Consider the following 24300-nt stretch of genomic DNA (forward strand, 5'->3'; position numbering starts at 1 on the left):
TACTAAATAAGTCCGATAATTTGGAATCGTTGCACTACTCCCTGCGTCACCGTTACTCCTGGAAGTGCGGCAGGATCCGGGTCGTCGCGAACTCCATGAACTCCTGCTGCTGGTGCCCGATCTGGTGGATGCAGACGTGGTCGAACCCCATCCGGACACTCTCCTCGATCTTTCTGATGTAGGGTTCCGGGTCCGGGCCGCACGGCACGCTCTCCGCCACATCTTCCGGGGTCGCCATCTCCGCCAGTTGCTCGTAATGTGCCGGCGTGGGGAGGAGCCGGTTGAGTTCTCCTTTGTTTGCAGCGATGGGCCACTGCTCGTAGGCGGTCATCTGCCCTTCCTCCTCGCTCTCCGCCCAGCAGACTGATATCTCCACGTATGCCGGTTTATTCCCGCCCCCGGAGTTCCGGAAGACGACGAGGCTCTCTTCTGCGTTTGTGCCCGGGTTGATGAAGCCGTCACCGGCCCGCGCGGCCAGGGAAGCGCTGATCGGGCCTTCGGACGCGATGTAGATCGGAGGGAGTTTCTCCGGGAGCGAAAAGACCTGGGCGTTCTCCAGGGTGTAGAAAGAGCCGTAGTAGTCCTGCATGCCCCCCTTCCAGAGTGTCCTGATCACCTCGACCGCCTCCTCAAGCATCTCTATCCGTATCGGTGCCGGGGGCCAGCGGTCGCCGAAGATGTGCTCGTTGAGGTTCTCCCCCGATCCGAGACCCAGGATGAACCGCCCGGGCATCATCACGGCGGCGGTCGCAGCCGCCTGAGCGATGATGCCGGGGTGTATCCGTATCGTCGGGCAGGTGACGCCCGTCACCAGCCGGAGGTCCGCCGTCACCTGGGAGACCCCGCCGATGACCCCCCAGGCAAACGGGCTCTCTCCCTGCTGGGCGGTCCAGGGGTGGTAGTGATCCGATATCATGGCAAACGCAAAGCCGGCATCCTCCGCCTGGCGAGCGTTGCAGACCAGGTCGAGGGGCCCGTGCTCTTCGCTCGCCAGTTTATAACCAATTCCGACCATCCTTCAATCACATCCGTGCCGGCGGCACGGCCGTCCGTATGCAGCCCTTCTTCAGGATATGGCATAGGCACAGCGTGGGCACCGGCTACCTCGATCACTTTATAGCATATAAGTATCTCCTGGCCCATCACCAGATAAATACAATCTCTGCCATACAGTACAGTATGGCAACGCCGGTTCTCCAGGTGGCGCTCGATCTCCTCGAGCTCGATCGTGCGGTAGAGATCGCAGGTGAGGCGGTCCGTGGTGGCGCGGACTGGATAGAGGCCGGGACCCCCCTGATCAAGAGCGAGGGCATGCAGGCCGTGCGGACGCTCCGGGAGCGCTTCCCCGGCCACGAGATCGTAGCGGACATGAAGATCGCCGACACCGGGGCCGTCGAGGTGGAGATGGCTGCGAAGTCAGGTGCGGGGATCGTCTGCATCCTCGCCGACGCCGACGACACCGTCATCGCCGAGGCGGTCCGCTCGGGCCGCAAGTACGGCGTCCGGATCATGGCCGACCTCATCAACGTCGAGGACCCCGTCTCCCGGTCCCGCGAACTTGCGGCGCTCGGCGTCGACTACATCAACGCCCACGTAGGCATCGACCAGCAGATGATAGGGAGGTCGTCCCTTGACCTCCTTCGGCGCCTTGCCGGAGAGGTGAGCACGCCCATCGCCGTCGCGGGAGGACTCGATGCAGAGACCGCGTCTGAGGCGGTCGCCGCCGGTGCCTCGATCGTCATCGTCGGCGGGAACATCATCAAGGCCGCCGATGTGACCGGGGCGGCGCAACGGGTCAGGGACGCTATCGACCGGCCCGAGATCCGGCCGCGGGAGGAGGAGAGCCCGGAAACCGCCATCCGCCGCCTTCTGGAAGCGGTCTCTGCGCCGAATGTCACCGACGCCATGCACCGGAAGGGGGCAATGACCGGTATCGTCTCCATATGCGGCCGGGCAAAAGCGGTCGGCCGGGCGGTGACGGTCAGGACCATCGCCGGAGACTGGGCAAAACCCGTCGAGGCCATCGACGTCGCCGGGCCGGGGGACGTTCTCGTCATCAGCAACGATGGGAGGACGGACGTCGCACCCTGGGGAGAACTTGCCACTCACTCCGCGAGGAACAGGGGGATCGCGGGTATCGTGATCGACGGGGCGGTGCGGGACGTCGACGACATCAGAGAGATGAAGTTTCCGGTCTTCGTCCGGGGAACCGCCCCGAACGCCGGGGATCCCAAAGGTCTTGGAGAGATCAACACCGAGATCGTCTGCTGCGGGCAGGAGGTCAGGCCGGGAGACTGGATCGTCGCCGACGAGAGCGGGGTCGTGGTGGTCCCCCGGGAGCGGGCCTACGAGGTCGCACGCCGGGCAGTGGAAGTGAAGAAGACCGAGGAGCGGATCCGCGAGGAGATCCGGCGTGGACGGACACTCTCGGAGGTAGCTGAACTCCTGAAGTGGGAGAAGCGGCACTGATCGGCGGACACTGCCTTTATTTGCAAGCATGACACAGTGGCCGATCCCCCGGCACCCGGGGAGGAGCAGCAGTATGTTGCAGGGTATCAGGGAGGAGGTCATTGAGGTTCTCCGTGCAGTCCTCCCTATCATCCTCGTCATAGTCGTCATCGAGGTCGGCGTGCTCGGGGTTCCGCCGTCCGCTCTCCTCCACTTCCTGCTCGGGAGCGGTATGGTCGTTCTCGGGATCGCGCTCTTTCTCTCCGGCGTGAAGGCGGGCCTTCTCCCTATCGGCGAGGCGATCGGAGCTGAACTTCCTGCTCGGGGTTCGCTAGCCCTGGTCGTTGCCGGAGCGTTTCTCTTCGGGTTCCTTGCCACCATCGCGGAGCCCGACGTCCGTGTCCTCGCAGGCATGGTCGATACCGTCTCCCGGGGCGGCATCCCGGAGGAGCCCCTGATCATCGTTATCGCTGTCGGCGTCGGGTTCTTCGTCGCCGTGGCGGTCCTCCGGATCATCTTCGGGGTCCCTATTGCCTACCTCTTCGCCGCTGGATATGGTAGCATTCTCCTCCTTGCGCTTTTTACACCGCCGGACTTCCTTGCCATCGCGTTTGATGCGGGCGGCGTGACAACCGGGCCACTGACTGTCCCGGTCATCCTGGCCCTCGGGATCGGTGTCAGTGCGGTCCTTGCCGGGCGATCGGCCCTTGCGGACGGCTTCGGACTGATCGGGCTCGCCTCACTCGGCCCCATCCTTGGCGTCATGGTGATGGGGGTGATCTATTCCTGACCGTGATGACGCTCTTTGAGGGCGTGGACCGGATTATCATCGAGGTGGCCCGGGCGCTCCTCCCGCTGCTCCTCTTCTTCGGGGTGTTCCAGGCTCTCTACCTGAAACTCCCGCGGGTCTATGTCGTGAACCTCGCAAAGGGCATCCTGCTCGCGTTCCTTGGCATGGTCCTCTTCCTCCAGGGTGTCAACGTCGCGTTCCTCCCGGCGGGCCGCGAGATAGGGGAGGCCGTCGCCGCGTTCGACCAGCGGTGGCTGCTGATCCCGTTCGGGTTTCTCCTGGGGTTTCTTACCACCTACGCAGAACCGGCGGTTCGGGTCCTCTGCTACCAGGTCGAAGAGTCGTCGGGCGGCTACATCGGGGAATCGCTGATCCTCTACACACTTTCCCTTGGTGTCGCCGTCTCCGTATCACTCGGCATGGCTCGTCTCATCTACGGCATCCCACTGCTCTCCTTCCTCATCCCCGGCTACCTCCTCGTCATCATCCTTCTCCTGCTCTCTGATGGGGAGTTCATCGGAATCGCATTCGACTCAGGGGGCGTCGCCACCGGCCCGATGGCGGTCACCTTCCTCCTCTCCCTCGCCGTCGGGGTCGCGGCAGGGATCGAGGGCCGCAACCCCGTCACTGACGGCTTCGGGCTGATCGCGCTGATAGCGCTTGCACCCATCCTCTCGGTGCTGATGCTCGGCATCCTCTACCGGAGAACACGAGGTGAAGAGACATGAGTAGCGAGTACGATAACGAACTGATTGTCACGATTGTGAAGCGAGGCTGGTCCGAGCCGGTGATCGCGGCGGCCCGCCGTGCCGGGGCTGAGGGGGGGACCATCCTTCTCGGCCGCGGGACCGGGATCCATGAGGTGAAGACCCTTCTTGGCATCGCCATCGAGCCTGAGAAAGAGATCGTCCTGACGATCGTCGCTGCTTCCCGAACCGACGCGGTGCTGGATGCGATCGTCGCCGCCGCAGAGCTGGACCGGCCGGGGATGGGCCTTGCGTTCGTCATACCGGTTCGGCGCGTTGCAGGAAGGGTTCATATGTTCCGGAAAGACGAGGGCCCGGAGGTGCCCCGGGCTCCGGTCTGACCCGGGCTACCGGAAGAGAGACGCTTTGAGGAGTTCCCCGCCGCGGTCGAGGATCTGCCGGACGGCGTCCTCAACCTGGTCCACGCGCAGGATCAGGACCGCCCCGTCCCTGCCTGAGTATGCGTAGGCGTACTCGATGTTGATCCCGGCATCCCCGAGGACCGACGCGACCTCCGAGAGACCGCCGGGCTCGTCGCGCATCTTGACGCCGATGACATCGGTGAACGAGACCCGGAACCCGAGATCGGTCAGCGTCCGATGGGCATCCTCCGGCCGGTCGACGAGCGCACGGACGACCCCAAACCCGTTCGCCTCGGCGATACTGAACGCAAAGATGTTGATCTTCGCATCCCGAAGCGCACCGGCGATTGCCGCGAGGCGTCCCGGGCGGTTCTCCGAAAAGATTGAGATCTGTTTGACTATATACGATTTCTCCATTACAATGACCTCCTGTCAACGACCTTCTTCGACTTGCCTTCGAAGCGCGGAAGGGTTCCCGGTTCGACCAGTTCCACGTCCACGCCCACGTTCAGGGAACTCCGCAGGCGGTGCTCCACCATCTTCCTGATCATCATAAGATCGGTGATCTTGTCGGAGAACGCCTCCTCGCTCACCTCCACCCGCACGAGCATGGCATCGAGCGCACCCTTCCGGTCGACAACGATCTGGAAGTGCCTGCCGACCTCCGGGATCTCGAGCAGAGCATGCTCCACCTGCGACGGAAAGACGTTGATGCCCCGGACGATCAGCATATCGTCCACACGCCCCTGGATCCTGTGGATCCGTGGGTGGGTCCGCCCGCAGGCGCAAGGCTCCTCGTCCATGACGGTGATGTCCCCGACCCGGTACCTGATCATGGGGAACGCCTCCTTCTGCAGGATGGTGATGACCAGTTCCCCCCGCTCACCGGGCGGAAGCACCTCGCCGGTCTCGGGGTCGACGACCTCCGCGAGGGCGAGGTCGCCCCAGATATGGATACCCTTCTGCTCGGAGCACTCGGTGAACATCGGGCCGGAGAGTTCGCTCGTGCCGTAGATGTCGTAGGCGCGGATACCGAGCCAGTCCTCTATCCGGCTCCGCATCTGCTCCGACCAGGGTTCCGCGCCGAGGATGCCGATCCGGAGATCGGTGTCGTCCCTTATAGAGACGCCCATCTTCTCCGCAACTTCGCCCAGGTGAAGGAGATAGGAGGGTGTGCAGGCGATGGCGGTAGTGTGGAGGTCCTGCATCAACTCGATCTGCCGCTCGGTGTTCCCGACGCTTGTCGGGAGGACGGTTGCACCGACCTTCTCGGCGCCGTAGTGGACGCCGAGGCCGCCGGTGAAGAGGCCGTAGCCGTAACTCACCTGGAGCACGTCCCCGCGCCCGAGGCCGCAGGAGGAGAATCCCCGTGCCAGCGACTCGCTCCAGTTCTCGATGTCGTGCCGGGTGTAGCCGACGACGGTCGGTTTTCCGGTCGTTCCCGAAGAGACGTGGTACCGGACCAGTTCCTCCTTCGGCGCGCAGAAGAGCCCGTCCGGGTAGTTGTCCCGGAGGTCCCGTTTGTACATGAACGGGAGCTTCCCGATATCCGCAAGCGACCTGATATCGTCGGGCCGGACTCCATGCTCCTTCATCCGCCGCCGGTAGAACTCGCTTGTCTCGTAGACACGCTGGACCAGCGCCTTCGCGAGCCTGTACTGGAGCCGTCGCAGTTCATCGGGCGGCATCTCCTCCACCTGCCGGTTCCAGGGTGCCATCAGACGGCCCCCCGGCGGTCGATGACCCGCTTCGCCTTCCCCTCGAAACGGGGCAACGATCCGGGTTCCACCAGTTTCACTGCTGTCCGGAGCCCGAGCGTGTTGTGGAGTTCGCCAGCGATCTTCCTCTGGACGCGGGCGAGGTCCTGGAGCTCCCCGGAGAAACCTGCTCTGCTCATCTCCACCTCGATCGTCATCTCATCGAGGTGTCTTGTGCGGTCGACGTAGACCATGAACTGCTCCCCGACTTCCGGGAGAGACCGAAGCACGTGCTCGATCTGCGACGGGAAGACGTTGATCCCCCTGATGACCAGCATATCGTCACTACGGCCCGTAATCCGCTCGATCTTCTGCCCGCGCCCGCAGGCGCACCCGTCATCTATCAGCCGGGTCACGTCGCCGGTGCGGTAGCGGACGAGCGGCAGGGCCTCCTTGACGAGCGGCGTGATGACGAGTTCGCCCCGCTCACCGGGAGCGAGCCGCTCGCCCGTCTTCGGGTCGATGATCTCTGCAAGGTAGCAGTCGTGCCAGAGGTGGAGCCCGTTCCTCTCCGGGCACTCGAACGCCACCCCCGGGCCGTACATCTCCGAGAGCCCGTAACTGTCGTAGGCCTTCACCCCAAGGCGCCGCTCGAGCTCCGCCCGCGTGTTCTCCGACCAGGGTTCGGCTCCGAAGATCCCAATCCTCAGGCTATCGAGCGTCTTTCCCATCGACTCGGCCACCTCGGCAAGGTGGAGGGCATAACTTGGTGTGCAGTGGAGGACGGTCACTCCGAAGTCCTCGATCATCTCGATCTGACGACGGGTGTTCCCCGTCGCGCTCGGGATCACGGTCATGCCGACCTTCTCGGCGCCGTAGTGGAACCCGAGCCCTCCGGTGAAGAGGCCGTAATTGACTGCGTTCTGGAATATATCGTCCTCTCCAAGGCCGATCATCGTCATGTTCCGTGCGATCAGGTCCGACCAGTTCTCCAGGTCCTGCCGGGTGTAGCCGACGACGGTCGGTTTCCCGGTCGTGCCGGATGTGGTGTGGATCCGGATGATCTCTTTCAAACGGACTGCAAAGAGGCCGAACGGGTACCCGGCCTGAAGTTCCTTCTTATATGTAAAGGGAAGTTTCTCCACGTCGTCGAGCGTCTTGATGTCGTCCGGCGAGACGCCCGCTTCTTTGAACTTTCTCTGGTATAGCCCAACTTCCTGTGCCTGACGAAGCGTCCATTTAAGCCGCTTCAGTTGAAGATCCGCGAGTTCCTCAGGCCGGATTGTCTCCATCGCTCTGTTCCAGAACATAGTATCCCATCAGTATACGACTTGCGGGGCAGAGAGCGAGCCCCGCTGGCCGCATGTTGGTATATGGTTGCCAAGGATCCCGGCGGCCTGACAGATGCCTGCGCAACAACCATACCGCCGGGTATACTGTACCTTTACATGGGTGGTCGGTGCGGAAAAGGTTTGTTAGCCTGTGGCATGGTACACTGTGGCAGTCTCCGGCCCGGGCCACCCGGGTCTCCCTTCCTGGAACGCTTCCAGAACAAAATCCACGAACATCCCTGCTTCGCCCGGGTGGGGCGCGTTTGCGGGAATGGTCATCGCATAGACAATGGGCTGGCCGACCCGTTCGCTTCCGACGGATCTGAACCGCTGGAACCCGAGGGTCACATGCACCTTCCGGTAGTCGTCGGCGTTCTCTGCAGAACCGAGGTTGATCTCGGGGGGGAGATCGATCCACCGAAGCCCGTGCTCCTCTGCGACGCTCCGGTACTCAAAAGCGTAGTCGATCCCCCCAGCATCGAGGAGCGAGAGGAGATAGATGCTCCCGTCCCGGATGGCGACCTTCTCGCCTGCCGGCCTCATCCGTTCCGGCAGGGTGATCGTCGTTACCCCATCCACGCTGACTGCTGCGATCGGCGGATCAAAGGAGCCGCCGATGACGGCCCCAAAGAGCCCCGGCTCACCGTAATGCTCCTGTGCAAGCGCTGTCACCATGATCGCCCGGTAGCCGCAGGCATCGAGCATGGGGTTTGAGAACCCTACCCGCACGTCCGGACGGGCCAGGACCCGGTACCAGTTCTCCGCCGTAATCTCGTCTGCCCCGGAGCTCCGGTCGGTATACGCGATCACCACCTCGTTCCCGGCAAAGGAGACGTACCAGTCGGTATAATTCTCCTCCCCCTCGCCCATTGGTGTATACATCATATCCAGTATCAGTGAGGCATCCGCGACTGCTACAACGTCGACCTCCCTCTCGAGGTCCGTCACCTGCCGGATGGCCTGGATGCTCCCATGCCCTTCGATGCGGACGTCGATATCCGGGTGCTGGCTCTCGAAGGCGGCCTCTATATCCTCGAGCGGGTAGAGGAGGCTCCCGGCCGGGATCACCATAAGCGTGGTGCGCTCCGGGCCGGGATCGGTGCAGCCTGCAGATGCCGCGAGCACGGCGAGGGCGAGCACGGCGATTACCGCAGGGCGGCTCATTTTTTATGGACCTCGACCCGGTCGACCCACTTCACCCACGAGCTCCCTTCGGTGATGACGTCGGGGCTCTCGGTGATGACAACGAGGCGGAGCGGTCCGCCATCTTCGTAGGCCAGCGGCTCTCCGTCCTGCTCGTAGGCCAGGATAACGCGGAGCGGCGGCGGGGTGACTTCCCGGAGGTTCTCATCGAAGGTGAAGAATCCCTCGCCCTTCAGTTGCCCGGCATCGAAGACCCAGAGGTAGCCATCGTCTGCGGAGACATAGATCAGGTCGTCCGCGCCGGCACCGCCTGCCATCTCGACGAGATCGGTGAGAAGCACACCGCGGTAGCGGTTCGGGCCGTACTTGATACCCACCGTCGAGACCGAGTAGCCGTAGCCCTCGACGGCTGAAAGCGCCCGGATCTCAGTATGTGTGAGCACCTTCTCCTGGTCCCCGGCAAGCGTCAGGTTCCAGGCGGGGTAGTCGTCAGCGGCCGCCGTGCCGAGGCATCCAGACGCGAGTGCCGCGGCACCGATCAGTACCACCGTGAGGAGGGCAGGGTAGATCCGGCGCACCGGGATCATGCTCCTCTCCGGACATGAAGCGCCGCTGCCCCGAGCGCAGCGGCGAGCGTCACCACGAGGGGGAGCGGGGTTTTCGCTGGTTCCGTCGTCGCCTTCGTCGCCGGACCGTCGAGAGAGCCCGCAAGGGCTCCCCGTTCGCCCTGGAACCCGCCGGTGTAGACCCGGACTTCATCTATCCACTTCACCGTGAGGCCCCCGGTGGAGGGGTAGAGGTCGTAGAAATGCTGGGCCGATTCAGGAAGTGTCTCGTGCATGTCCCAGTTCCCGTAGACGTGGAGGCCTTCCGCGTTTGTCGAGTTATCGGCAAAGAATACGAGGCGCATCCCTGTGTAGTAGTCTGGGACGTAACCGCACCCCTGCCTCTCGCCTGCCCCTGTCTCGGCGCCGTTGTACCAGCAGATCCCTATGGGCCCCTGGCGGGGATCGGGCTCGTAGATGTTTCGGTAGGTGAATTCGACGTGGTAGCCGTCGGCCGCCCGGACCATGATCTCGTCGCCGGGTTCGGCGCCGCCGACCAGTCCGGCGAGGTCACGGATATCCGTTCCCTTCACGGCCCCCCTGCCCTTGAAGTTCGTTGTCTCCAGAGGATCCCATTTGTCTCCCTCAAAGACCGGCCCCTGGTGGTAATAGTGGGTCACGCCGTCCCCGAGGACCGGGAGGTTCTCCTCCATCCAGCGGTAGTCGACTGTCGTCTCGTTCAGGACCGTCTGCCCGTCGGCCGCGATCTTTGTGACGTGCAGTCCGGTCGTCGGTGCCGCCGATGCGGCAACCGCCAGCATGCTCACGCAGAGAAGCGCAAGCAGCATCCATGGTAATTGTGTACGCATTATCATCATCTCCGTAGTCTGGATAGCGCCGCACCGCCGAGGAGGGCTGCCGGCACGACCCACCACCCGCCAGGAGCTTTCTCCGGCGGTGCGGCATCCGCCGGGAGGTGGGCAGCGTCGATGACGGTCCCTGCCGGGAACATCGTCATCTCTTTGTCGTCTGCCTCCGGGACCTCCGCGACCGCCACCATCCCGAGATCGATCGACTCAGGGCTGACGGTGGCCCGGACGTAGCCGAGGGTCTGCCCGCGGCCCGCCTGGTAGCCCACAGGCTTCTCCTCCGCGAGCGGGTAGAGCGGGGCCCCGCCGCACCCGACGACGACATACTCTGTCCCGCTTACCCGGTAGCGCTCATAGGCATGGGTATGGGCACTAAAGACGGCGTCTACACCGCTGCGCGAGAGTATGTCGCTCCACTCGGCCCTGATCGCCTGATCTCCTCCGGGGTGTCTCCGGTCGGAACTGAACGGCGGGTGGTGGAACGTCACGATCTTCCGGGGGAGGGGGGACGCGAGATCGTTCTCCAGCCATGCGGTCTGTGTGTCCATGTCTGCCCATGCCCGGTCGTTGCTGTCGAGGACGGTCACGTGGAGGCTGCCGGCATCGAATGAGTAGTAGGATGGGAGGCCGAAGATTGCCGAGAACGCCTCCACGGAGCCGTCGTGGTTGCCCGGCACCGGTACCAGGGTCGTGTTCCTGAGCACCGGTCCTGCGGCCGCGAAGAAGTCGTCCCATTCTGTCTCGTCGCAGACAAAGTCGCCTGTGTGGATGACGAAGAGGATATCCTCCTCCGCGGCCATCCTCTCCGCTACCAGGGCGTGCCGCTCGGTCTGGGTGAAGAAGGGTTTCTGTGCCCGGGTGTCACCGTATATGATGCAGGAGAACGACTGGCTCCCGAATGTCGAAAATCTGCAATTCTCTGTTGTCTCGTCCCCGGTGCCGACCCGATAGTTGTAGGTTGTCGCAGGCGAAAGGTTCGTGAGCTGCACGCGGTGCATGCTTCCCTCCCCGGACGAGGCCACGCGGCAGACCTCGCTGCTCCCGTCGCTCTTGGGAGCGTACTCGACCCACCCTGCTCCCTCGCCGGTCGCCTTCCAGTTGACCGTCGCCGAACCGGTGGTGGTGTTCGTGACGTATGGGCCCCAGACAATGGCGGCCGATGCCGCCGGGACGAGGAGCGCGAGGAGCACGGCCACCAGGAGGAGGCTTTGGTATCTGCTCACCGGTGTTCCTCCTTCAGAGCCACCATACGCCGCGTCGTCTCTCCCGGCGTCACCAGCACATCATCGATCGTCCTGGAGTCATCCTCAGAGACGACCCTGACCTCATAGGTGCCGATGCTCATCCCGGGGAAGGTGTGCGGTGTTTTTTCCCCGGTATACCGGCCGTAAAGGTAGATCTTCGCTTCCGATATCGTGCTCTCGACGAGGAGATCTCCGTGGGTGTACTCCCGGAGTGTACAGGAGATAGAGCCGCCGGTTTTGGCTTTCTCTGGTATCCTGATGACCTCTTCGGCGGGGAGGTAGCCGGGCATCGAGACCAGAATACGGTGTTGGCCGGGGGAGAGGCCATCCACCCGGCATGGCGTGACCCTGTCGGTGGGAAATCCGTCGATGAAGACCAGGGCACCCGGGGGGCTTGATCGGATGCTGATCGGGACGACATCTCCGTTCTGCGGTTCTACCGTGTACGTCTCACCGGTCGCGATGCCTGAGGGGATCGCGTGTGAGCGGTAGGTTCCGTTCCAGAAGACGGTGATCCAGGACTTTGCGCCTTCGACCCCGGCATCGCCCGGGATGGTGCCGGCCGGGAAGACTCCGTTCACCGTAAACTTCGCGCCCTGATAGGTCTCCGAACCTATCCGGACGGTCTTCTTGATCTGGTTTGTCAGGCCGTCGAGGAGGACCGGTGCGACCGCATCGGGGTAAACCCAGGCCTGGAGCGCCTCAAACCGGTAGCCGGAATCTTCCCTGTTCCTATCAGGGTCGCTCTCCTCGACACTGATGGTGTGCAGGCCTCCACGAAGGCCGTAGACGACCTGAGGTGTCTTCCAGACCAGCTTTTTGTTGTCAATGACGATCGCCATGCCCGGAGGGTAGGAGTCGATGTAGAGCCCGCCGGAGTGGTTCTCCATGCTCCGCGTCTCACCCGGCGCCTGTGCGGGGAGCACCGGGGTATCGGTCGGCACGGGGGTTATCGCACCTTCGCCGGGGACTGGGGCGCTCTCCGGCCCCGGCGGGGTTATCGCAGCCTCTCCCATTCCGAAGAACGAGAACAGTCTGCTCACGAAAGCGAGGACGGCTTCGACGAAAGCCTCTATGGGGTTGTTCGGTGCCGGGTGCCCGGATATTGGTTCACCGCGGCCCGTGGTGTTCGCTCCAGCCTCACCGCCTGCCGGGGAGAGGAGCAGGTCAAGGGTGGTATGCCCACCTTCCTCGACGGTGACGGTCCGGGTGGCGTTCCGGTAGCCGGGCATCACGAGTTCGACCGTATGCTCGCCGGCCGGGACCGCTTCCAGGGTCGCGTTGGTCCGGCTCCCCGTCGCGCTTCCGTCGAGGTAGATGCTCGCGTTCGCCGGGACCGAAGATATAACAATACTCCCGATTCCGGGGAAGGATTCAGGAAGTGTGCTGTTTTCGGGGAAGAGAACAACATCCAGAATGCTGCACTCCTCTTTCTTGATATCGACCATCTGGGTGGCATTCCGGTAGCCCGGCATGACGAGTTCGATCGTATGCTCGCCGACCAGGATATCATCCAGGGTCGCATCGGTAAAGAGCCCTGTGGTGTTCCCGTCGAAGTAGATGCTTGCGTTCGTCGGGACCGAGGATACAGCGATCTTCCCGGTCTCAGCGGTGAGATTGAAATCGACCTCCGCGATGGTGTTCGCGACGACGGTGACCTGCTTTTCATCCGGCCGGACGAACCCCTCTAACTCGACCCGGACCTGATGGCCACCAACTTCGATGCCGGAGAGGGTACAGGGGGTCACGCCTTCGGCCTTCTCGTCATCGATATAGACGGTGGCCCCGGAGGGAGTCGAGTTTACGTAGATGCTCCCGGTTGGCTCTTCATCGCTGTAGATGATGATCTCGCTCACATACTTCACGGAGAGGCCCGTGGTGGTGGGGAGATCGGGCTGGAAGAAGTACCAGTCCTCCTCATCGAAGCACTCGTGCATATCCCAGATGCCGAAGGTGTGGTTACCGTAGGGATTGGTCGACGTATCCGCAAAGAAGACGAGACGCATCCCGGTGTAGTAGTCGGGGACATACCCGTCCTCGGCCCGATACCAGGTGACGACCATCGGCCCTTGGCGTGATTCCGGTTCATAGACATTTCTGTAGGGGAATGTCTTTGACATCCCATCTACCGCCCGGACCCTGACGGTACCCTCCTTGCCCATTCCACCGACGAGTTCGCAGATATATTTGAGATCTGTCCCCTTCACCGCGCCCATATCCTTATCCAGATTCTGGTTCTCGTTCTCATCAAAAGCGTTAATATCCTCCTCCGGGTTCCAGAAATTGTAGGGCTCGTCGGGATGCTTTTTTTCCCAGGCCAATTTAAACACCGGCCCCTGGTGATAGTAGTGGGTCACGCCGTCACCCTGGACCGGGAGGTTCCGCTCGAGCCAGCGGTAGTCGACCGTCTTCTCATCTATGACGGTGACCCCGTCGGCTGCGATCTTTGCGATGCGGAGTTCGGTCGTCGGAGACGCGGTAGCCGGGGCTGCCAGTGCCAGGAGCAGGCAGAGCGAGAGGATGATCAGGCGCCGGAAGGAGCCTTGTGTGTGCGCTGATACCATGGTTTTACTCTTGAATGCCCGAAAAAGGGGTGGTAGTTACTTTCTCCTCATAACGAGGAAGGCTACAAGTGCGGCGATCAGCACGACAACGAGAGCCAGCGCCCAGGTCGGGAACACAGGACCGGGCTCCCCGGCTGCCTCTCCGCCTGGAGTCACGGTCCCCTCTGCTCCTGCCACCACCGTCTCTGGGGCGGTCCATACCAAAGCATAGATGCTGAAGTGCGAGATCTGTGCGGTGACCGTCCGCGTGGCGGGGTCCACCGTGGCGGGAACATCCTGCCACTTCCCGGTCTCGGGGTTGTACCACATCACCTTCGGTGTGGCACCCTTGTCGATCTTCGCCCACTCTTCCCCGGAGAGGGTGTAGGTGAGGACAGCCGGCGGGTTGAAGGTGGCGCCCGCAGGGCCGCACGAGAGCGCGATAGCGACCGTCGTTCCCGGCGGAGCCGCCGGAACGTCGGCTGGGGCAATCCTCGTAGTGGTCACCTCGCCGAGCGGGTTGCCGTCCGCGTCGCGCGCGGTGGTGCCTTCCCGTATCGCCACGGCACAGGTCTCGTCGGCAGTCCTGATCGTCACGGACTCAAGCACCACCCCGGTCGGTGATGTGGTAAGGGATACGCGCCCGGTATGCACCTCGGGGGCACTGGGGTCATAGACCAGCTGCGATCCCGGGTCTTTGGAGGATCCTCCGCCTCCGCCAGACGTGGTGCCGGGGCCGCTACCGTCTCCTGTACTGCTGCCCGGGGCTTTTGTAGCAACCAGCGCGAATGCTGAGAGGCCGCCCGGGGATACGGCCTCAAAGATGTAGTTCCCGGCAGCATCGCGACCGGTGTAGCATGTATCCAGCCGGGTCGTTATGCCGTCGTCGGCCTGCCGCAGGATGACGACGTTCTCCTCGCCGCCCATGCTGGCAACCCATTCGGGGCTGGCCGCCATCCTGATCGTTGCGGCCCTGATGATGCCACCGTCCCCTTCGTTTGCGACGTTGGTCTTCTGTATGTTCAGGACATAGGCAAAGCTGTTGATGTTCTTGCCCGTCATCTGGTAAACAACGGTTTCAAATGCCTCCTGTTCGTCGGTATTGGGGTTCTGATAGATTGTCGTGTTGAGTTGAGCGGTTGAGCCGGGGTGCCTGCTCATCTCAAGGTCGACCTGTGCCCAGGCCGATCCGGTGTTGATCGGGCTGCTTCGGGCATGGACGCTCTCGATGGTGCCGGTGATCTGTAAATCTCCGGCAGGCCTTTCCCTGGTGAAGATGACCACTTCCTCCCACCCGTCCACATTGCTCAGGGTGATGGCGGTCTCGTTGGTGGTGATGCCGCCCAGAACGGTCCTGTTATTGATGACGACCTGCTGCCCCCCGTCGGTGTCCGTGATGCCGACACCCTCAATTCCGAACGAGTTCCTGCCAGACGCTACCGGCACCTGGTCGTCCCCCCCTCCGGTGACAGCCGAGAGGTCGAGCCGCGGGGTTGCTCCCCCGGTAAACGAGACCTCCTGATCGGCCTTGTGGCCGTTCACCCAGAAGGTTATGATCGGGGAACCAGAGCGCCGGAGATCCTCTTCAGTTGCCCTGACCGCGAGGACACCCGGAGAATCCAGGGGGCCATACTCCCCGGCCTTTGTGGTGACTGTGGAGCCGCGTTCGTTCCAGTCGATCCTGGCGGTGATGACGGTTCCCGCGGGTGCGGGTTTCCCGTCGAGCGTGACGCTGCCGGCAAATTCATCGGGGAGCACCGGCAGGGCGGCTGCTGTGCAGGCAAGAGAGAGGAGAATGAGGAGGGATATGATATACCTGATATCCATGGATCCGCTCCATCATGCCCCGATAGCGGCGAGTTCGCTCTCACCGCGCAGGTAGACCCAGTAGCCCTTCATCGGCAGCATCTCGTGTGTATCAGCATGGTTCCCTGATCCGCCCCGTATGATGGATGTCTCGTACTGCTGTGTGCTGGCGCTATGCCCGATCACCTGCGTCCACGCATCTCCAAGCGAGAGGAGGGTGTCGCGCGCCGTGGCTGGTTCGGTGTCGCTGAACCCGATAGCATTCCAGCCCCTGGCAAGCATTTTTGCGGGCGGAGTCCTGATCGCGTCAGTGTCAAAGTACAACGGGACCTTCATGCTGCGAGCCGAATAGATCCAGTAGCCCTCAAGTGGAAGGACCGGGTCGATCTCCGTTATCTGCTTCCAGTCCTTTAACGCGGCATTGTACCGCCAGATACTATGCTGCTCACGGTCGACGTTGGCAAAGATTGTGGCATCGCCTTTTCCAGCGGCGAGCAATTTGGGTACGGAGACGAAATTCCAGCCCGGTTCAAGAGCGATCGCCGCATCATAGAGGACGGGCACCCCGGTCAGTTCTATTTCGTCGATGCTGCCGACCATCTGGCCTTTATTCAGGGCGGAACCGACGAGTCTGAGTGGCCAGGAAGGTTTTTTGCCATCCTTTGCCAGCGCTGTACTGTTGACCTCATCTGCGACGATGATGCCTTTCTTGTTCTGTTTGATGAATGAGCTGTTCAATTCGACGGAATAATCGTCCGCAGTGCCTTTTCTCCTGTCCGGGCCGTAGTCGATGATGGTGACGTTGTAGCCGGCATCTGCGAGAGTCGTATTGAAGGGTTCCGTCCCCGCACTATGTTTGTTGTCGTCGTCGACCCAGCCGCAGAGGACCCAGAGCGGCATCCCCGACCAGACATGGCCGTCGCCGTCTGTCCATGTCGCGCTATGCCTGCCCATGGAGCAGGCCTTGCCCGACTCGAAGTAGGATCGGCTGATGGTGTCGATGATGGCACCGGTCAGGATAAGGGTCCAGTCTTCGCGGGCATCCTTGATCTCGATGGTTGAGATGTGCTTATTGGAGACGCCGGCTGCCGAGGGGTACTGGATACCGTCGTCCCAGTAGTAGTGCCAGTAGTCTTCAGCGAGGCACGTCCGCATGTCGTCGGCGCCGAAGACGCCGTCGGGCGTGTTGAAGAAGAGGCGCGGGCCGTCACGGTAGTCGGGCACGTAGCCCTGCCGCTCCGTCCACCAGACGACGATCGCCTCTCCCTGGCGGTCGAGCGGTGCATAGAGGTTGGTGTAGTTGAGTTTAGCCTTGTAACCATCGGATGCGAGGAGTACAACCTCGCCTCCCTCGGGAACGCCGCCCACGAGGTCGCAGAGGTCCTTGATTGCGGTCCCCTTCACGACTTCGTCGACTTTGTCGGGGTTTATGTCTTCGGCCGGGTTCCAGAGGTCGTCAGGGACGAATGTGGGGCCCTGGAACCGGAGTCTGATGCCATCCGGAGCGCCGTAGACCTTCAGGTCCTCCTCCATCCACGGAACAGTCTTCGTCGTCTCTTCGACGACCGTCTTGCCGTCGGAGGCGTACCTGACGATCCGAATGGACGGGGGCTCTGTTGGCTTCTGGAAGTCGACGAGCTGGATCCTCTGGATGTTCCCGACGCTCTTGCTCCCGGTTGCGCCCTCACCGACAAGACGGAGCGGGTAGGCGCTCCCGGTGATCGCCGTACCGTTGACCTTGCTTGCGACGATGTAGTTCTCCGGGTTTGCCAGGATATCCTGGCTGGCGAACTCCTTGCTGTAGGGATTATCTCCGCCGGAGGAGACGATCACCGTGTAGCCGATCTCGGCGAGGCCGATGTTGAAGGCTCCCGAGCCGTGCATGACGTCGTCGTCAACCCAGCCGCAGAGGGCTTTTAACGTGACGCCAGTCCAGGTGCTGACCCCGTCGTTGTAGGTCTTTGTGTGGTGGCTGCACGCTTCGCACTCTTCGAACACCTCCTTTGTGAAGAGATCCGTAACCTTCGGCCCCTCAAGAGAGAGCGTCCACTCAGATTCGGCGCTCTCGTCCAGCAGCCCTTCGAGGGCGATCGATACGATGCTGCCGACCTGCTGCTTCCCGGAAAGACCGGGGCCGACAAACTTCAGCGGCCCGCCGTTATCTGCGGTAAGCGCTGTTGCGTTCAGTTTATCTGCGACGATGAACGAGTTGTTCCGGGCGAGATCGGAGATCTCGAAGGTGGCGGTGAGCCCATCGCTCGCGGTCACCCGCACGGTATACCCGGCGGCTGCCCGCGTGTTGTTGAACGTCCAGTGGCTGCCGGTTTCGATATCGTCAACGGCACCGGCCAGGTACCAGAGCGGCATGCCGGTCCATACCCGGTCTTTGGAGTCGGTATAACTCTTACCGTGGCACTTGACCCAGTCCTCAAACTCTGCCTGCGAGACCGTCCGGTTGAACGCGCCCGCGAGCGTGATCTCCCACTCATCAGAGGTTTCCGGGAGGCCGACGAGTTCGATCGTGGCGACGCTGCCGATCTTCTGGCCGGAGTTCACGTCAGAGCCGACCAACTGGAGTGGCCAGCAGGGTTTGTTCTTCTCGCCGATAGTCTCGGGGAGCGGAGTGCCGTTGAGGGTGTTTGCGATGATGATGTTGTTGTTCTTTGCGACGCTTGCGCCTTCAAAGTTGATCGAGTAGCCGTCGCCGGCGGTGATCTTGATCGAGTAGCCTTTCTCGGCGAGGGCTTCGTTGAACGCCCCGGAGCCGTGCTTCAGGTCGTCATCGACGAGGCCGACGAGATACCAGAGGGGCATGCCCTTCCACTCGCCACCGTTCTCATCGGTGTAGGTGGCGGTATGTCCGTGGGTGATCCCTTCCTCGAAGTAACTCTGATCGACGGTCTCGGTTAACGCGCCCTTGAGCGTGACGGTCCAGCTGGTGGGCTGCACTGGTGGCTCTTCTGAGTCCTCTATACCTACGGTGATCTTGATCAGCACCGATGCATCCTCCGGCATCGGGTCGGCGCCGTAACAGAAGATGACCCTGTCACCATCGGCAAGCGCTAGAACATTGAGAGCATTATCTTTGTTGCCGTATCCATCCTTCTTGACGCCATTGACGTAGCAGACCCACTTGCCGGTGTCTCTTGTGTACTCATTAACATCATCTAGAAGGAGAACCTCATCTTCGGTCCATCGCTTGTCGGTAATCTTATACGTGAAGCCCTTGCGTTCCGCTACTGCCTGGAGGGCCCCGAGCGGGGTCTTGTTCTGAACGGTGTAGGCTTTGTCGCCCACACTGCACTCGAACGTGCCGCCTGTCAGCATGACCGTGCCGTTAAAGAGTATCACCGGATCTGTGGTCAGCGCCAGAGTCTGCACTGATGATTCATCCGGTTCCTCCGTAGGTGTCACAGTCATCTCTTCCGCGGGCGTCGCAGAAGGCGTCGCTACAGAGGCGACTGTATCGTTTATAAGGCTCTCCGCCGGGCTCACACCCGGGGTATCGAGCGTCTCTGCCGCTGCCGGCAGTACCAGCAGCAAGCATATCATCAGCACGAGTAGAGCGTACTGAATCCTTTTTTCCAAATAACCCATAAAATCACCTGATTTTTCTTCATACCCCTTCTCAACATTCCGCTGGCTTGAAGAATATTTTAAATCTAGGTTATTGCTATGAATATAGTTTGCATTTAGTTAATCAGATTAAGTTAATATGGTGCAGTTAACTTCCCGGCCGCCTTCCCTTCAAACCTGCCCCGTTCCCCACCCCCAAGAATCTCGCCGTATTCCGGCGAATCGATGCATTAATCACCAAAAACCGCCCAGTACTCATCTCCAGAGTGATTGGATGACAGCAACCCAACCCTGGCTCCCCGTCTTCGGCTACGGGGGGCACATCAAGGCGACGACACAGGAACTGGTCATAGCGCACGGGAGCACCACCCGGCGTTACCCCCTCCAGGCGGTGAAACACCTCCTGGTCGTCGGCGGCCATACCCTGCACACATCGGCGGTGACGAACCTCCTCAAAGCCGGCGCTGTCATCACCTTCTTTGATATCGACGGCACGCCTGTCGGGTACCTCTATCCCTACGGTTACCGGCCGGATGAGGCGGTGCGCACTGCCCAGGAACAGGCCGCCCCCCACCGGTTCGCGCAGCCGCTCGCAACGGCCGGCCTCCAGTCGAGGCTCCTCCTCCTCGAGGAACTCTACGGCCGCTCCGGGCAGGATATCTTCTACGCCGGAGAACTTGACTTCCTCCACCAGGTCAGGGAGGAACTTGCGGCCTCGGTCACCATGGAGGAACTTCGGAGGCTCTCCCGCCTGACCGCCGATATGTATTACGAGATCCTTTCCCGCACGCTCCCGCCGGAACTCGGGTTCCGGCGCAGGACGATCCGCCCTTATCTCGACCCCGTCAACGTCATGTTCTCACTCGGGTACGCGATGCTCTACGGCAACTGTTGCGTCTCCCTGGTCGGTGCCCACCTCGACCCCGACCTCGGCATGCTCCACGAAGGGGCCGGGAGCCTCGTCCAGGACTTTATCGAACCGCAGAAAGCAGCGATGGTGGATCGCACTGTCCTCCGGTTTGCCCGGGACGAAGTCTCGGGCGAGGATTACGAATGCAGTGAAAAAAGGTGTTATCTTGACGGGAACTTCTCGGCCCGGTTTGTCGCTGCGCTCCGCGAAACTATCGACCAGCCCCGGATCGATACGCAGGTACACATACTGCGGGATGCGCTCCTCACGAACGCCGAATTTCACGTGCTGTACTGGTAGGCGCCCCGCTGGATCGTGAACTCCGGATAGACAGCAAGGGGGATCTCCCCCTGGAAGAGATCCCTGATGACAACCCGGGGGCACCCGTAGAGCATGGAGACAAACTTATCGAGGATGACGGGTTCGCCGGTTGCGGTGATGAGCACCCTCCCGTCGGGAAGGTTCATCGCCTCGCCGCCGATGCCGAGGTTGGTGGCGATCCTTTTAATGCATGCACGAAACCCGACACCCTGCACCCTCCCGGTTATCCTGATCTCGATCGTCTTCACAGCCAGTGCTCCTGGATGATCCGCATGGACATATCCAGCTCGTCGTAGACATCGTCCCGGATCGTCGAGTCGCGGATGTTGAGGGCCTCGCCCACGGCCATGTCGAGAACCTCCCTCGACCGGTCTTCGTAGCGCTCTGCGTATATCCGGCACGCCATATCGCCGAGCACAAAAGCCCGCCGCGAGAGCGGCCTGATGATCCGCGCCTCTTCAAGCGCGCAGAGAAGCATCCTGTCCGCGACATCATGCTGCCCCGCGTTCCTGGCGATGAGGTAGATCTCGGTGTAGTAGGTCGCCCGCTTTGCCCGGTCAGGCGCCGCCCTGATAGCCCGGTCGAGCGTGACCATGTCCTTTGTGGTGTACTCACCGCTCCGGATCTTGTCGCGGCAGTCGAGGATCCTGCCGTAGACTGTGTTCTTCCAGGACTGGGGCATCGCCTGTTCGAGCTGGACCATCAGGCTGTACCGGATCCGGTCGTCATCGATTGCGGAGACGATCTCGATAGCCCGCTGCTGGACGGCCGGTTTTCCGCTCTTCCGGTAGAATGAGAAGAGCATCTGAGCCATCCGCTGCCGCGTCATGGCGGTGATGAACGGGATCTGGATATATCCGGCCGTTCTCTCCATACCGTCCAGGAGCTCGTCGATCTCTTCTTCGTCGCCGTAGGTCTCGGCGAACTGCGCCACATCAAAGAGCATCGAGAGCCGGATATAGGGGGAGGGGATGCTCACGACGGTATGGCACATGGCCGAGAGGATCTCCTTTCTCTGTGCAGGTTCGCTGACCATGTCAAAGACTGCCGCCAGAGCGTCTACATACTCGACCGGATCCTCGATCCTGCCGACCTGCTCTACCGCCCAGTCGACGTCCTTCTCCTGCCGGTTGACGGCGTTGAGGCTTCTTGCGGCATATATCAGGTTCTTTCTGACGAATGCCTCGCGTTCCGGCCCGACAAACTCAAGCATCCCCTGTGCCTCGGCAAGGTAGCCCCTGGCTGCACTGTGGTCGATCCGGGCCATGAGCCCGGCGAGGTCGGAGAGCATGATCACGCGGATTGATGGCTCGGCGATGGTGCCGATGGTCTCGTGGAGCCTCTGGATGATCTCTTCGGCCCGCTCCTCGTTGCCAAGGGCCGAGTAGGCGCTTACGATCCGGTACATACCGGAATACCGGGCATATATATCTCCGGTATGCTCGAAGAGGCGGTACATCAGCTCGAGCGCCGGCGGCGCTACCGTCGCCCCCTCGATGCCCTCGAGCAGGTAAGCCGTCACCTCGTAGGGGTCGGCCGAGTCGAACTCCTTCGTGTAGTTGGTGAAGAAGGTGAGAATCCGCTGGATCATGGCGGTCCGTTCGTAATCCCCCTCGATCTCCAGTGAGAAGAGGGTCATGGGGACAGCAAATATCCGGCTTGCGTAGACCTGCGTGTACTCGAGCATGATGTCGACGTAGCTTGCTATCTTGATCGAGACATCCTCGGGCGGGGTGCTGGACTGGAGGAGGGCAAGCGCGATCTCGAACGGTTCCATCATGCCGTCGAAGATCCTGGCCTTTCCCCGGGAGAGCTGGTCTGCCGCCTGCAGGCTCCCGACCCGGATGTAGCCCTCGATGAGGGGGTCGACTAACTGCTGCTGGAGGGAAGGATCAGTGATCTGGGAGAGTATCTGGGCCGCTTCATCCAGCGCCCGGAGCGAGAGCTGCTCGATCCCGTACATGATCAGGCCGTGGATAACCTTGCCCATCGCAAAGAGGCAGTACTCCGGCTCCAGCAGGGCTGTGGAGAGGACCCGCATACCGTGAAGCAGGTCGAGGTCACCGTCCTCCACAGCGAGCACCGCTGCCTGGTCTACGATGCCGCCCATCGCCTCGGCCCGTGCCTGCTGGTTCATGATCTCGCAGGTGAGCCCGGTCGCATGCCGAAGAAGATCTCGGTCTTTCCGGGCGACGCCGATCCGTGCCATCTCGACGGCGATGGTTGAGATTGCCTGCTCGCGCAGGGCCGGCTCACCTATCTGGTTCACCAGATCTACGAGGGCCGATGGGTCCTTCTGGCGGACGAACCCCCGTTCGATCAGGATAGTGTTGCACTCGAAGAGCAGGGGGTCCTGTGCCCGATGCGTTCTCACAAGTTCCTTTATGGCTGGTATGTGCCTGACGACCTCATCGAAGTCGTACTCCTTGCAGAAGTCGGTCACCGCCTGGTGTACCAGCGATTCGGCAATATTGATCTCCAGTGTGGCGAGGATATTCTCGCGGACGAGGTCGATCTCGTCGCGCCGGATACCCTCTTTGGTCAGGCGGACACTGGTATCGAAAAATTGGGCGTTGATCCTCTGGGCGCTGCTGCTGGCCTTCTTCATGACCTCGATCGCATGGTAAAAGTCGCCCATCCGGGAGAGTGCGTCGGTGATCTGCCGGTAGAGCTGGGCCGCCTTCGCCGCGTCACAGGATTCATCGATCAGGGGCGTGATGTCGAGGAGAATGGTCGGGTTGCCGCTCTTCTCGACGACCGCGATCCCGGAGAGGACAATCTCCTCGATGGGGAGCTGGGCTTCCAATGTGCTCCGGGCATTGAACTCGAACGCCTTTTCGAGATACCAGCGTTCCCCGCTCCGCTCTGCCTTCTTCAGGAGTTCGAGGACGAGGGTCTGGCCTGCCCATGGTTTCTCGTCGTCGATCCTGAGCAGTCTGGTGTAGACCTGCTTCTTGTCTCGCTGGTGGTCGAGAAGTTGCTCGGTCAGGATCGCGAGGGTCTCGGTGAGCCGCTCTTCCGGGATACCCGAGAGGGAGTCTATGACCTGCTCGACATCAGCGATCTCCTTCTTCAACGATGACTTCCAGGTGGCATCCACAATATCGGCAATCGAGTTGGTGCGCCGGATCTTCTGGTTGATCTCAGTGGCACTCAGAAGCCCGCTGATCACCTGGCTGATGTTGCCGGACTCGATACCGGAACCGGCGATCGCCCGGGCCACATCGGCATGGAGTTGTGACTGTTTTGATATATCGCCGATCTCAGAGAGGAGCTGGAGGGCATGCCGCATGATATCGACGTTCCGGTATTTCTGTCCGTACTGGATGAAGAGCGGTATGATCTCGGAGAGGATTGCCGAGCGGTATTTACGGATGCTGATCTTATCGAAAGCCTCCCCTCCTTTTTCAATAAAGTGAATGTCTCCCGTATCAACCCCGACCTGGACCAGGTTGCGGGATATCCCGGCAAGGATATCGGACTGGTGACTCTTACGGTCGAGTTTGTCGACCAGGGTAAAAATTGCCCGGAACCATGCTTCATCCTTATCCTGGCTGTAACTCCCGGCAGCACGCTGTGCGAGGGCAAATACCTCTTCTTTTGTTGGTTCGACGAGCTGGCTTAAGAGTTCAGGCTGGCCCTCTTCGAACGCCGCTGTTACCAGAGCGGCATTCATCTGCTCGTAGAGTGATTTCTTCTCCTTCCTTGTCTGTGTCTCCGATATGTCTGAAACTACCTTTTCAAGCTCACGCAGATCGCCCGAAGAGATAGCGGAGTTGATCTTCTGTTTCATCTGCAGTTTTCCATCCATTTTGATCAGCGCTCTCCAGTGGGTTCTGCATCATGCATATCCATTATCGGATATATAGATTGCCCCCCTCTTGCAAGAATGTTTTTCGATGGGAATCAGAGAGATCCTCAAAAATATCGGTTATATGGTGGACGGTAAGGGTCCCTTGCAGCACCTTG

General features: G+C 61.5%; 18 protein-coding genes. 5 read left to right on the top strand and 13 right to left on the bottom strand.

Annotated features, from left to right (window positions below; genetic code table 11):
- Window positions 1–52 precede the first annotated feature (52 nt).
- Window positions 53–1015 (bottom strand): TIGR03557 family F420-dependent LLM class oxidoreductase, encoded by a 963-nt coding sequence (locus BP846_RS05515; protein WP_292393221.1) that lies wholly within the window; start codon window positions 1013–1015, stop codon window positions 53–55.
- Window positions 1016–1179: 164 nt separating this feature from the next.
- Here BP846_RS05515 and hxlA point away from each other — a divergent pair, with 164 nt between their 5' ends.
- The 4 genes from hxlA to BP846_RS05535 all read left to right on the top strand — a co-directional run bounded on the left by hxlA (window position 1180) and on the right by BP846_RS05535 (window position 4325).
- Entirely contained in the window at window positions 1180–2469 is a 1290-nt protein-coding gene (gene hxlA / locus BP846_RS05520; RefSeq protein WP_292393223.1) for a 3-hexulose-6-phosphate synthase, read from the top strand.
- Window positions 2470–2542: 73 nt separating this feature from the next.
- On the top strand, window positions 2543–3238 hold the full coding sequence (locus tag BP846_RS05525) for a DUF1538 domain-containing protein (protein WP_292393224.1): 696 nt from the start codon (window positions 2543–2545) through the stop codon (window positions 3236–3238).
- A gap of 5 nt (window positions 3239–3243) precedes the next feature.
- Window positions 3244–3966, top strand: coding sequence for a DUF1538 domain-containing protein (locus BP846_RS05530; RefSeq protein WP_292393226.1), 723 nt, complete (start codon window positions 3244–3246; stop codon window positions 3964–3966).
- On the top strand, window positions 3963–4325 hold the full coding sequence (locus BP846_RS05535; protein ID WP_292393228.1) for a P-II family nitrogen regulator: 363 nt from the start codon (window positions 3963–3965) through the stop codon (window positions 4323–4325). The genes BP846_RS05530 and BP846_RS05535 overlap by 4 nt, the downstream gene beginning before the upstream one ends.
- 6 nt (window positions 4326–4331) lie before the next feature.
- Here the strand turns inward: BP846_RS05535 and BP846_RS05540 are convergent, their stop codons facing one another.
- The 10 genes from BP846_RS05540 to BP846_RS05585 all read right to left on the bottom strand — a co-directional run bounded on the left by BP846_RS05540 (window position 4332) and on the right by BP846_RS05585 (window position 19082).
- The gene (locus BP846_RS05540; protein ID WP_292393230.1) at window positions 4332–4763 is read right to left on the bottom strand and encodes an ACT domain-containing protein; all 432 of its coding nucleotides are present in this window, start codon (window positions 4761–4763) and stop codon (window positions 4332–4334) included.
- Window positions 4763–6064 (bottom strand): phenylacetate--CoA ligase family protein, encoded by a 1302-nt coding sequence (locus BP846_RS05545; RefSeq protein WP_292393232.1) that lies wholly within the window; start codon window positions 6062–6064, stop codon window positions 4763–4765. Before BP846_RS05545 ends, BP846_RS05540 begins: the two co-directional genes overlap by 1 nt.
- Window positions 6064–7353 carry a phenylacetate--CoA ligase family protein gene (locus BP846_RS05550; RefSeq protein ID WP_292393235.1) on the bottom strand — a complete coding sequence of 430 codons (1290 nt, stop codon included), beginning with the start codon at window positions 7351–7353 and terminating at the stop codon, window positions 6064–6066. Before BP846_RS05550 ends, BP846_RS05545 begins: the two co-directional genes overlap by 1 nt.
- Before the next feature lie 165 nt (window positions 7354–7518).
- The gene (gene wtpA / locus BP846_RS05555; RefSeq protein ID WP_292393237.1) at window positions 7519–8538 is read right to left on the bottom strand and encodes a tungstate ABC transporter substrate-binding protein WtpA; all 1020 of its coding nucleotides are present in this window, start codon (window positions 8536–8538) and stop codon (window positions 7519–7521) included.
- Window positions 8535–9104 carry a molybdopterin-dependent oxidoreductase gene (locus BP846_RS05560; protein WP_292393239.1) on the bottom strand — a complete coding sequence of 190 codons (570 nt, stop codon included), beginning with the start codon at window positions 9102–9104 and terminating at the stop codon, window positions 8535–8537. Before BP846_RS05560 ends, wtpA begins: the two co-directional genes overlap by 4 nt.
- Window positions 9101–9931, bottom strand: a complete 831-nt coding sequence (locus BP846_RS05565; RefSeq protein ID WP_292393241.1) for an argininosuccinate synthase — start codon at window positions 9929–9931, stop codon at window positions 9101–9103. Before BP846_RS05565 ends, BP846_RS05560 begins: the two co-directional genes overlap by 4 nt.
- 5 nt (window positions 9932–9936) lie before the next feature.
- Complete coding sequence (locus BP846_RS05570) at window positions 9937–11154, bottom strand: purple acid phosphatase family protein (RefSeq protein ID WP_292393243.1); 1218 nt, start codon at window positions 11152–11154, stop codon at window positions 9937–9939.
- Window positions 11151–13739, bottom strand: coding sequence for a PEGA domain-containing protein (locus tag BP846_RS05575; protein ID WP_292393245.1), 2589 nt, complete (start codon window positions 13737–13739; stop codon window positions 11151–11153). Before BP846_RS05575 ends, BP846_RS05570 begins: the two co-directional genes overlap by 4 nt.
- A gap of 36 nt (window positions 13740–13775) precedes the next feature.
- Window positions 13776–15545: a hypothetical protein gene (locus BP846_RS05580; protein ID WP_292393247.1), complete on the bottom strand. Its 1770-nt coding sequence runs from the start codon at window positions 15543–15545 to the stop codon at window positions 13776–13778.
- Window positions 15546–15557: 12 nt separating this feature from the next.
- A complete protein-coding gene (locus BP846_RS05585) occupies window positions 15558–19082 on the bottom strand; it encodes a molybdopterin-dependent oxidoreductase (RefSeq protein WP_394339960.1) in 3525 nt (1174 codons plus the stop codon).
- Between the two features lie 292 nt (window positions 19083–19374).
- Here BP846_RS05585 and cas1 point away from each other — a divergent pair, with 292 nt between their 5' ends.
- A complete protein-coding gene (gene cas1, locus BP846_RS05590) occupies window positions 19375–20310 on the top strand; it encodes a CRISPR-associated endonuclease Cas1 (RefSeq protein WP_292393250.1) in 936 nt (311 codons plus the stop codon).
- Here the strand turns inward: cas1 and BP846_RS05595 are convergent.
- On the bottom strand, window positions 20292–20579 hold the full coding sequence (locus BP846_RS05595; RefSeq protein WP_292393252.1) for an acylphosphatase: 288 nt from the start codon (window positions 20577–20579) through the stop codon (window positions 20292–20294). The genes cas1 and BP846_RS05595 overlap by 19 nt on opposite strands.
- Window positions 20576–24124 (bottom strand): hypothetical protein, encoded by a 3549-nt coding sequence (locus BP846_RS05600; RefSeq protein ID WP_292393253.1) that lies wholly within the window; start codon window positions 24122–24124, stop codon window positions 20576–20578. Before BP846_RS05600 ends, BP846_RS05595 begins: the two co-directional genes overlap by 4 nt.
- Between the last annotated feature and the right edge of the window lie 176 nt (window positions 24125–24300).

This window comes from Methanoculleus sp. UBA303 (assembly GCA_002501655.1).
In the GTDB taxonomy this organism is placed as follows: Archaea; Halobacteriota; Methanomicrobia; order Methanomicrobiales; family Methanoculleaceae; genus Methanoculleus.

Coding starts and splice junctions, on each gene's coding strand:
- BP846_RS05515 (WP_292393221.1), bottom strand. CDS start 1,015: ATGGTCGGAATTGGTTATAAACTGGCGAGCGAAGAGCACGGGCCCCTC.
- hxlA (WP_292393223.1), top strand. CDS start 1,180: ATGGCAACGCCGGTTCTCCAGGTGGCGCTCGATCTCCTCGAGCTCGAT.
- BP846_RS05525 (WP_292393224.1), top strand. CDS start 2,543: ATGTTGCAGGGTATCAGGGAGGAGGTCATTGAGGTTCTCCGTGCAGTC.
- BP846_RS05530 (WP_292393226.1), top strand. CDS start 3,244: ATGACGCTCTTTGAGGGCGTGGACCGGATTATCATCGAGGTGGCCCGG.
- BP846_RS05535 (WP_292393228.1), top strand. CDS start 3,963: ATGAGTAGCGAGTACGATAACGAACTGATTGTCACGATTGTGAAGCGA.
- BP846_RS05540 (WP_292393230.1), bottom strand. CDS start 4,763: ATGGAGAAATCGTATATAGTCAAACAGATCTCAATCTTTTCGGAGAAC.
- BP846_RS05545 (WP_292393232.1), bottom strand. CDS start 6,064: ATGGCACCCTGGAACCGGCAGGTGGAGGAGATGCCGCCCGATGAACTG.
- BP846_RS05550 (WP_292393235.1), bottom strand. CDS start 7,353: ATGTTCTGGAACAGAGCGATGGAGACAATCCGGCCTGAGGAACTCGCG.
- wtpA (WP_292393237.1), bottom strand. CDS start 8,538: ATGAGCCGCCCTGCGGTAATCGCCGTGCTCGCCCTCGCCGTGCTCGCG.
- BP846_RS05560 (WP_292393239.1), bottom strand. CDS start 9,104: ATGATCCCGGTGCGCCGGATCTACCCTGCCCTCCTCACGGTGGTACTG.
- BP846_RS05565 (WP_292393241.1), bottom strand. CDS start 9,931: ATGCGTACACAATTACCATGGATGCTGCTTGCGCTTCTCTGCGTGAGC.
- BP846_RS05575 (WP_292393245.1), bottom strand. CDS start 13,739: ATGGTATCAGCGCACACACAAGGCTCCTTCCGGCGCCTGATCATCCTC.
- BP846_RS05580 (WP_292393247.1), bottom strand. CDS start 15,545: ATGGATATCAGGTATATCATATCCCTCCTCATTCTCCTCTCTCTTGCC.
- cas1 (WP_292393250.1), top strand. CDS start 19,375: ATGACAGCAACCCAACCCTGGCTCCCCGTCTTCGGCTACGGGGGGCAC.
- BP846_RS05600 (WP_292393253.1), bottom strand. CDS start 24,124: ATGAAACAGAAGATCAACTCCGCTATCTCTTCGGGCGATCTGCGTGAG.